The sequence below is a fragment of the uncultured Mucilaginibacter sp. genome, from assembly GCF_903913935.1.
Classification (GTDB): Bacteria; Bacteroidota; Bacteroidia; order Sphingobacteriales; family Sphingobacteriaceae; genus Mucilaginibacter.
On sequence record NZ_CAIWNH010000259.1, the window covers coordinates 1 to 7960 of the forward strand.

Below are 7960 nucleotides of genomic sequence, written 5' to 3' on the forward strand. Positions count from 1 at the left end.
AAACATGTTTTTTACACTAACTTAGACAATATTGTTGCATTGGTGAGTTGAATCTACCCAGTACCCCTTTTTTGTTATGATCGTTTCTTTTTGAATAGTTTCAAATTTTGAAACTTAAGTTTTTCTCTCAATTTATTGAAAATGCATTTCCGACCTTATACCAGGTGCTCCCGCTTTCATTTTCCCGCTTTAAAATCTCCCGTTTTAAAAAATATCAACCTTTTGCGACCATGACAACCCTATTCACCACATTCAAAATGAATTGATTTGGATAAAGTGGATACAACTTTACCTTTAATAAGCAGTTCGGCGTTGATGATCACGTTACTGCATCCTGTGTCATTCAGCAGGAATAGCAGCTTATAATTCTCGTTATCGCCTATTACGCTGAAGGTCTGTAACTCACGGTGAATTATTTTTTTTTCCACTGAAGCGGTAAATCGTAAAGTTTGCCGCTTATTGGAGTATTTTCCCGACTTAACACCAACGATCACAATAGTTTGGTTTGAAGGGCCTTCTGCACCGCCTTCTCCTATGATCGTATTCCACAGCGCCACCTTTCCCGTGGTTATATCCTGCTTAGAAAAAGTTCCGCTAACCTTGTCAACGGGTGAATTATCCTGATCTGACTTTTGGTTATAAAAAAGCCTGGCCTCGATACCGCTGATCTTTGATTGGGCTGAGGCCTTGCTGCCAATGATAAATATCACTGTTATGATTAAAGCAATAGGTAATATTTTTGTCGGCATAAGCATCATTCTTACCCTTCAATCACCACGCCCATAGCACAGAATTTGTTGATGCGGTCTGTTACCAGTTCATCAACATTCTTTTCCTTTAATATTTTCAGGTCTTTTAATAGTTGCTTTTTCAGGGTGGCTGCCATGGCAACGGGATCCTGGTGGGCGCCGCCGAGGGGTTCTTTAATTACGCCGTCAATCAACTTGTTTTTGTACATCTCGGTAGAAGTCAGCTTTAAAACTTCGGCTGCACGTTCTTTATTTTCCCAGGTTTTCCATAGGATGGTGGAGCAGTTTTCGGGAGAGATTACCGAATACCAGGAGTTCTCCAGCATCATTACCTTATCACCTATGGCAATACCTAATGCACCGCCTGAAGCGCCTTCACCTATAATGACACAAATGATGGGCACCTTTAAAACCGACATTTCCAGCAAATTGCGCGCAATGGCCTCGCCTTGTCCGCGCTCTTCGGCTTCAAGGCCGGGGAATGCTCCGGGAGTATCGATCAGTGTAATCACTGGTTTGTTAAACTTTTCGGCCAGTTTCATCAGCCTTAAGGCTTTGCGGTACCCTTCGGGATTGGGCATACCAAAGTTGCGGTACTGCCTGTCCTTGGTGTTTTTTCCCTTTTGATGCCCGATAAACATGGCAGTTTGGCCGTTAATGGTACCAAAACCGCCAACAATTGCTTTATCATCGCCAACGGTCCTGTCGCCGTGCAGTTCGATAAAATCATCGCACATCAACTCCAGGTATTGCAGCGTATAAGGCCGCTCAGGATGGCGCGAGATCTGCACTTTTTGCCAGCCGCTAAGGTTGGCATATATTTCGTGGCGGGTTGTTTCCAGCTTATTTTCCAGCTCCGTTATCGTCGCCGACATATCGAGCTTGTTTTTATCTTCAACCTGTTTCACCTTTTCGATCTGCTGCTGCAGGTCGGCAAGGGGCTTTTCAAAGTCAAAACTTATCTTCATATATTTAACTTTCTTGGGGGCCGCTAAATTAACTAAAACTAATGTTATTTTTTAATTAGCTTTATGTAAAGCGTCACTTTAATCTCGCCTCACCTAAATCCTCTCCAAAGGAGAGGATTTTTAACGTCGTTTTATTCGCTTATTTTCCTTTTTTTCACCCTCTCCTTTGGAGAGGGCAGGGTGAGGCTGCGCTTAATTAGCTTTATGTAAACCTTTAAACCACTTTAATTGCTGTGGTGTTAAAAGCCCATGGGTAGCCAAACAAGCCTGTAAAATCGCGTTCCTGAGCTCTCCCTCGTACAATCCATACCTGTTGGCATAAAAGATCAGCGAGCCGTTATCCAGCCGGTGGTACCTGAAAATACTGTCTAAAGTCCGTTCATTATTGATGATGATCAATCCCATTTCCAGCTTTTTCCTGTGCAGTTCCTTCGCGATAGCACTTATTTTACTTACCTGTATGGCACTCAAACCTAATTCTTCTTTCAGTTTCAGCACGTTGTCAGGCAGGGGGTAATTATTCAATTCAGCCGCTAATGACATCCCCGAAATATCCTCTCCGCTGATGAGCGCGTTGTATTGGGTATCATTTAATGTCTTTAAAGGGGAGTGTTTTATAGTGCTATCGGCAGTAGATTGCGCATTTGCATCGCAGTAAAGGGCAACAATTATAAACAAGAGCAATAATTTTTTGGTCGTAAAAATCATTTTCAAATTTGCAATTATTAAGGAATTAATCAATTAATAAATTACACCCTTAACAAAGGATCAACCCGGATGTTTTTAATTGATAATTTTTAAGCAACGCCCGGCAAAACAAAAAATGACCAATACGTTTTCTCATAAACGTTTTTCTGGTTGTATCAATTAAGATTTAAAAACGTTGTTGGTGCCAACGTATATCCATTGCCCGTTTTCTTTTTCGAAAAATACCACCGAAGTATATCCCGCCAAAGCAGCCCATGCCCTGGAAAAATAAAACAGCGCCCTTTTACCGTCGCTCACCACTGCCGACAAATTGATAATATACGCGGGGCCCGGGTATTTTTTGTCGAATTTGCCCCAGGCTTTAAACACCGATCCCCTGCCACTAAAGATTTTATGGTAGGCTTCGTCGCTGATGATCGTTATATGAAGATCGGGTGGAAATCGATTTTCAACAACGAACCGCTGACTCATTTTTTCGTCTAATTGCACCATCAAACCGATCAAAGTGGTATCTTCTTTTATTTTCCGCAGGAAGGTTTGGTATTGTGCATTACCCGGAACTGACGGTTGACCATCCTCATACCAACGGTGCAGAATTTCCACTGAACGAGAAATGCCTGAATAATTACTCCGACCGTAATCTGTTGATTCGCGGACGACGAAATTTGCATTCCCTTCTATATCGGTCTTAACCAATCGGAGATATTGGGCGTACATGTCATAATTATCCTGTTCAGTTTGAGCGCATAACCACGCCGGCGCCAAAAACAAAAGCAGCCCAATAATTACTTTCCTCATAACTTAAAAAATATCTTCTTTTGATACAAAAAGTAGCACATCCCCCATTCCAAACCAAAAACACAAATGGCGGCTACCAGGGCTTTTATTAAGTCGCCCGCATTAACCCAGCTTAAAACACCGTTGGAGATAACTGTAATGTACGCGGTAAACCACCTGTCGCCCACGATCTCAAAAAACAGGTAGATAAACAGCGAATTCATACCCACTATGGTAAAAAAGGTTAAGTGCTTGCGGTGAGCTTTGATATCGATCCACCAATACGAAAGCGCTAAAAACCATAAACACCAACCAAGGGATGCCAGGGTAAATGAGCTTGTCGCGATCCTTTTGATGATGGGCGTAATGCCAAATTCATCCAGGCCAAAACCGATAACAAGGCAGACCAATCCCCATAAAAGCAAAGTCCGGAGCTTGTTTTCACCGTTCAGTAGCATTTTACCTACCAGTGCACCTGCAATGGTATGTACCGCAGTAGGGATACAATTGATAGCCACCCAGCCACCCTTGTTAATTTTATTCATCAATATGGTATCCATATAATTGCCAAAATTATGCTGATCGGTAAAGGGCATATTAAAACCGGGAACGTTGGTAAAACGGTACAAAACTTCAGTAAGCAATAACAGCCCGATACATACCCCTATCTGTGCCATATTGCTCCACCGGAAGATGAGGAATGCAACCAGCGTTGTAAATGATAATTGGGTAAGTACATCCCAAAGTTCAAAGCTTAACCCTTTCGGCCTTACCGCATAATCAAACACGCCCCAAAAGAATAGTAATGCACAGCGTTTTAATGTTTTTTTGAAGGATTGACCCCAGGTTACACCATTTGCCCACTGTTTATGGAGCGAATAAGCCATCGATACGCCGGCCATAAACATAAACGCCGGCTGTACCAGGTCCCAAAAATGGAGGCCATGCCAGGGATGATGCGTAAACTGGATAATGAAATTATTAAATGTGGTCCCTTTGGAATGCTCAAATAAATAATCATAGATGCCGGTAGATTCAATGGCCAGCAGCACCATGATAAAACCACGGAGAAAATCAAGTGAAAGCAAGCGCCCGGTTAGGGGTGCCGGTGTTTGGGTTGAAGGCATGGTAAACGAGGTTTTAAATTTAACTCAAGGTAAGAATTAAATTTAAAACCTCGTTTATACTTTTTCATTGCGAGGAGGAACGACGAAGCAATCGCGAACTTTTCTGACGGCAATGTAGGGCGGTAACGCATAGTCCGCGATTGCCACGCTACGCTCGCAATGACAAATTTATTTTATTTCCCAAACCTTTTCAGCGTAAAGTAAAACCTGCTGCCTTCGCCAATTTCGCTTTCAACGCCTATTTTGCCTGCCTGGGCCTCAATAAAATCTTTGGCTATGGCAAGGCCCAAACCTGTACCGGTTTGCTCCGTAGTGGCGCCAGGCACTTTAAAATACCTGTCGAAGATCCTCGAGAGATAGCGCTGGTCTATCCCGCGGCCATGATCCTGTACCGAGAATTCGATTTCATCCGCCTTATAGATCTTTACTACCAGGTCAACAACAGATTTCTCATGGCTGTATTTAATGGCATTTGATAGCAGGTTGATTAAAACCCAGGTCGTTTTGTCCAGGTCGGCCTGCACATCAGGCAAACTTTGTTCGCATTGCACGTTGATGGTAACCTGCTTTTGTTCGGCCGTTGTTTTCAGTGCCTTAACTGCATAATCAACAATATTTCCTGGGTGGGTTTTACCAAAATTCAATTGCAATTTGCCGGTCTCCACCTGCGCCATATCCAGTAATTCACCGGTGATCTGCAGCAGCCTGCGCGCATCTTCATCAATATTCTCCAGCAATTGCCTTTGCTCGGAGTTTACTTTGCCTATCCGGTCGTCTTCCAGCAATTTAAGGCTCATTTTTATAGAAGATATCGGCGTTTTTAACTCATGCGAGATGGTGGCGATAAAATTGGTTTTAGCATCATCCAGTTGCTGAAATTCAGTGATGTTTTTTAGGGTGATCACTTTTCCTATCACCTTATCATCGTTTGTTACCTCCAGCACTTCCTTGGTATAATAACTTTCGCGGCCGTCGGCAAAAATTTTCATTTTGTGCTGATCGTTGACCATCAGGTTACGCAGTAAATCATTTTCCTGAGAGATTTCAGGGGCCGAACGCCCGGTAAGGTGTTTTTCAGGAATACCGATCAATGTGCAGGCTACTTCATTGGCGAAAATGATAAACGATTTGTCATCCAGCCCAATAATAGCGTCGTGCATGGAGTTAATAATGGTTTCGATCCGTTTCTTTTCAAATAAAATACTGGCCAGGTTGCTGTGCTCATATTCATCAAGCTTGGTTGTCATGGTATTAAAAGCCTGCCCCAGTTCGCCAAACTCATCATTTGATTTAAAATTGAGCTGCTGGTGATAATTCCGGTTCGAAACTTCTTTGATCCGCTCCGTCAGTTCCTTTATGGGGTTGGCAATATAGCCCGGAAAGTTAACCACAAAGCTAAATGCCACCAAAAACAGAAACGAGCCTACAAAAGCTACCAGCAAGGTAGCATCATTTGCCGTCCCTTCCGCTCTCTCATACTTATGCTCTATAGCGTTCATATTCAGCTGCATGATGCTATACAGCAAACGCTTCATATCGGAGTGAAGGCCGGCGGCCGCCGGCTGATTATTACGTATTTTCTTAAGTTCCTCAAATTTCCGGCGTAATGAATCCGTGAGTTCCTTTTCGCCGCGTTCTGTTATATTGTGTTCCTGTTTCACCAGGTTTTCCTCGATAATCTTTATTTGCCGGCTACCCAGCTCGCCCGGGCTCGCGTCAACAGCAGCACCCATATTCTTAGTAAACGTTACGGTTTCGTAGTTATCCTTTAATATATTCTTAGCGTCGGCAGACAAGCGGTTAAGATAATAGATAGACAAACCGCAGCATATTAATGCCAGCAGGAACAAAAAGCTGATGCCAATCCGGAGTTTATTTTTGATAGTCATTATGATAGTATTACAAGATCAATATGTGTTTTCGACATTTTATTAAGCAATTGGGTAAATACAGCTGTTTTCATTACCAACTGGTAAAACTTAAAGTGGGGCTTGCCCAGGCATATGGTCGTCACGTCGTATTTTTCAGCCGTTTCCCATATCGTTTTGGCGATGTTATTACTTTTTACCTTTAGAACCTCGCCCCCCAGTTGGGTTGCTAATTTAAAGTTATTGATGAGGTGCCGCTGCGAAGCCAGGTTTATTTTATCACTGCTTTCGTTGGAAGTTTGCACATACAGCAGGAACCAGTTTGAATGGTAATATGATGCCAGCCGTGCTGTTTTGCGAATGATAATCTTCGCCGATTCCTCGTTGGTACTAATGCATGCTAAAAATATTTCGGGTCGTGCTTTGATATTTTTGGGCACTTCTGTATTTATTTTCCGCTCCACCTGGTTAGCCACTTCCCTTAGAGCCAACTCGCGCAACTGCAGAATCCTTTCCGCCTGGAAAAAGTTATTTAAGGCTTGCTGGATCTTTTTTTCGTCATAAATTTTCCCCTCCTTAAGGCGATCAACCAGTTCATCAGCGGTAAGGTCAATATTCACTACCTCATCGGCCATCTGTAATACCTTATCGGGTACACGCTCATTGATAGCCGTACCGGTTATCTTTTCAACCTCCTCGTTCAGGCTTTCAATATGCTGTATGTTAACCGCGCTGATCACATTGATGCCTGCATTCAAAATATCCACCACATCCTGCCACCGTTTTTCGTTTTTGCTGCCTTCAATATTGGTATGGGCCAGTTCATCAACCACTACCACTTCGGGCCGCAGGTTGATAATGGCGTTCAGATCCATCTCTTCTAATTCCTTGCCTTTGTAAAAAAGCTTGCGCCGCGGAATAATAGGCAATCCTTCTACCAGGGCCTGCGTTTCTTTACGCATGTGCGTTTCAACATAGCCTATCTTTATATCAATACCATTGCGCAGCAAACTACGGGCTTCCTTTAGCATCCGGTAAGTTTTACCCACACCGGCACTCATGCCGATATAGATCTTAAACTTCCCCCGCCTCGATTTTTTTATCAACTCGAGAAAATGCTCAACCGATTGCTCTTTATTTTCTTCGTTCATTGCATTAGTTTAATGTTGATTAGGTGAGTAGTTGATTAAGTTGAATTTTCGGATGGGCTTTCAATACTCCATTTAAAATATTTGCAGCAAAATTAACTCAATTTATAACCATTCACTTAATCAACTTAATCAACCACTCAACTAACCATCAAAACCTTATAAAGGGGGTGCAAGCACCCCCTTTGTTACGCGAATCTCAATCAAACCAAACTATAATTAACAAACAATAATTAATTATAATAAAATAATCCGCGTTTCTCTTTATTATTTCATGCGCCTATAAAACATAAGTTTTAGAATGCATACACAGCAGCCAATACAAATTGTGAAGCACCAGTTGTAAAATTACCGTTGCCATCAACAAACTGGTCGCTTTTTGATGTATTGTCAAATCTTACTTCAGGGATCAGGGTTAACGGGCCTGCTTTAACATTTGCTGTAAAAGTGATACCAGTTACCGATTCGCCGGCTGCAGGGCCTAAGCCGCCGGTTGAATAAGTTCCGGTTTTTGTAGTGAAATATTCACCCCTTAATCCTAAGGTTACCGCTTTTGATACGGCTAATTGTGGATACAGGGCTACACCCGAAAATCCACCGGTTACACCGTTTGAG

The 7960-nt window shown here is 42.6% G+C and carries 8 protein-coding genes; all 8 read right to left on the reverse strand.

Annotated elements, in window-relative coordinates:
• Positions 1-239: 239 nt before the first annotated feature.
• Complete coding sequence (locus tag QZY09_RS10080; protein ID WP_295671961.1) at positions 240-710, reverse strand: hypothetical protein; 471 nt, start codon at positions 708-710, stop codon at positions 240-242.
• A 50-nt stretch (positions 711-760) separates the two neighbouring features.
• Complete coding sequence (locus QZY09_RS10085; RefSeq protein ID WP_295671964.1) at positions 761-1717, reverse strand: acetyl-CoA carboxylase carboxyltransferase subunit alpha; 957 nt, start codon at positions 1715-1717, stop codon at positions 761-763.
• A gap of 192 nt (positions 1718-1909) precedes the next feature.
• Complete coding sequence (locus QZY09_RS10090) at positions 1910-2395, reverse strand: hypothetical protein (protein ID WP_295671967.1); 486 nt, start codon at positions 2393-2395, stop codon at positions 1910-1912.
• A 189-nt stretch (positions 2396-2584) separates the two neighbouring features.
• Positions 2585-3223, reverse strand: coding sequence for a hypothetical protein (locus QZY09_RS10095; RefSeq protein WP_295671970.1), 639 nt, complete (start codon positions 3221-3223; stop codon positions 2585-2587).
• A complete protein-coding gene (locus tag QZY09_RS10100) occupies positions 3220-4329 on the reverse strand; it encodes a DUF5009 domain-containing protein (RefSeq protein ID WP_295671972.1) in 1110 nt (369 codons plus the stop codon). The genes QZY09_RS10095 and QZY09_RS10100 overlap by 4 nt, the downstream gene beginning before the upstream one ends.
• A gap of 173 nt (positions 4330-4502) precedes the next feature.
• Positions 4503-6218 carry an ATP-binding protein gene (locus QZY09_RS10105; protein ID WP_295671975.1) on the reverse strand — a complete coding sequence of 572 codons (1716 nt, stop codon included), beginning with the start codon at positions 6216-6218 and terminating at the stop codon, positions 4503-4505.
• Positions 6218-7348, reverse strand: a complete 1131-nt coding sequence (locus QZY09_RS10110) for a sensor protein KdpD (protein WP_295671978.1) — start codon at positions 7346-7348, stop codon at positions 6218-6220. The genes QZY09_RS10105 and QZY09_RS10110 overlap by 1 nt, the downstream gene beginning before the upstream one ends.
• 293 nt (positions 7349-7641) lie before the next feature.
• Positions 7642-7960: outer membrane beta-barrel protein (locus tag QZY09_RS10115; protein ID WP_295671980.1), on the reverse strand; the 319-nt coding region annotated here is incomplete at its 5' end.

Coding starts and splice junctions, on each gene's coding strand:
- QZY09_RS10105 (WP_295671975.1), bottom strand. CDS start 6,218: ATGACTATCAAAAATAAACTCCGGATTGGCATCAGCTTTTTGTTCCTG.
- QZY09_RS10095 (WP_295671970.1), bottom strand. CDS start 3,223: ATGAGGAAAGTAATTATTGGGCTGCTTTTGTTTTTGGCGCCGGCGTGG.
- QZY09_RS10110 (WP_295671978.1), bottom strand. CDS start 7,348: ATGAACGAAGAAAATAAAGAGCAATCGGTTGAGCATTTTCTCGAGTTG.
- QZY09_RS10085 (WP_295671964.1), bottom strand. CDS start 1,717: ATGAAGATAAGTTTTGACTTTGAAAAGCCCCTTGCCGACCTGCAGCAG.
- QZY09_RS10100 (WP_295671972.1), bottom strand. CDS start 4,329: ATGCCTTCAACCCAAACACCGGCACCCCTAACCGGGCGCTTGCTTTCA.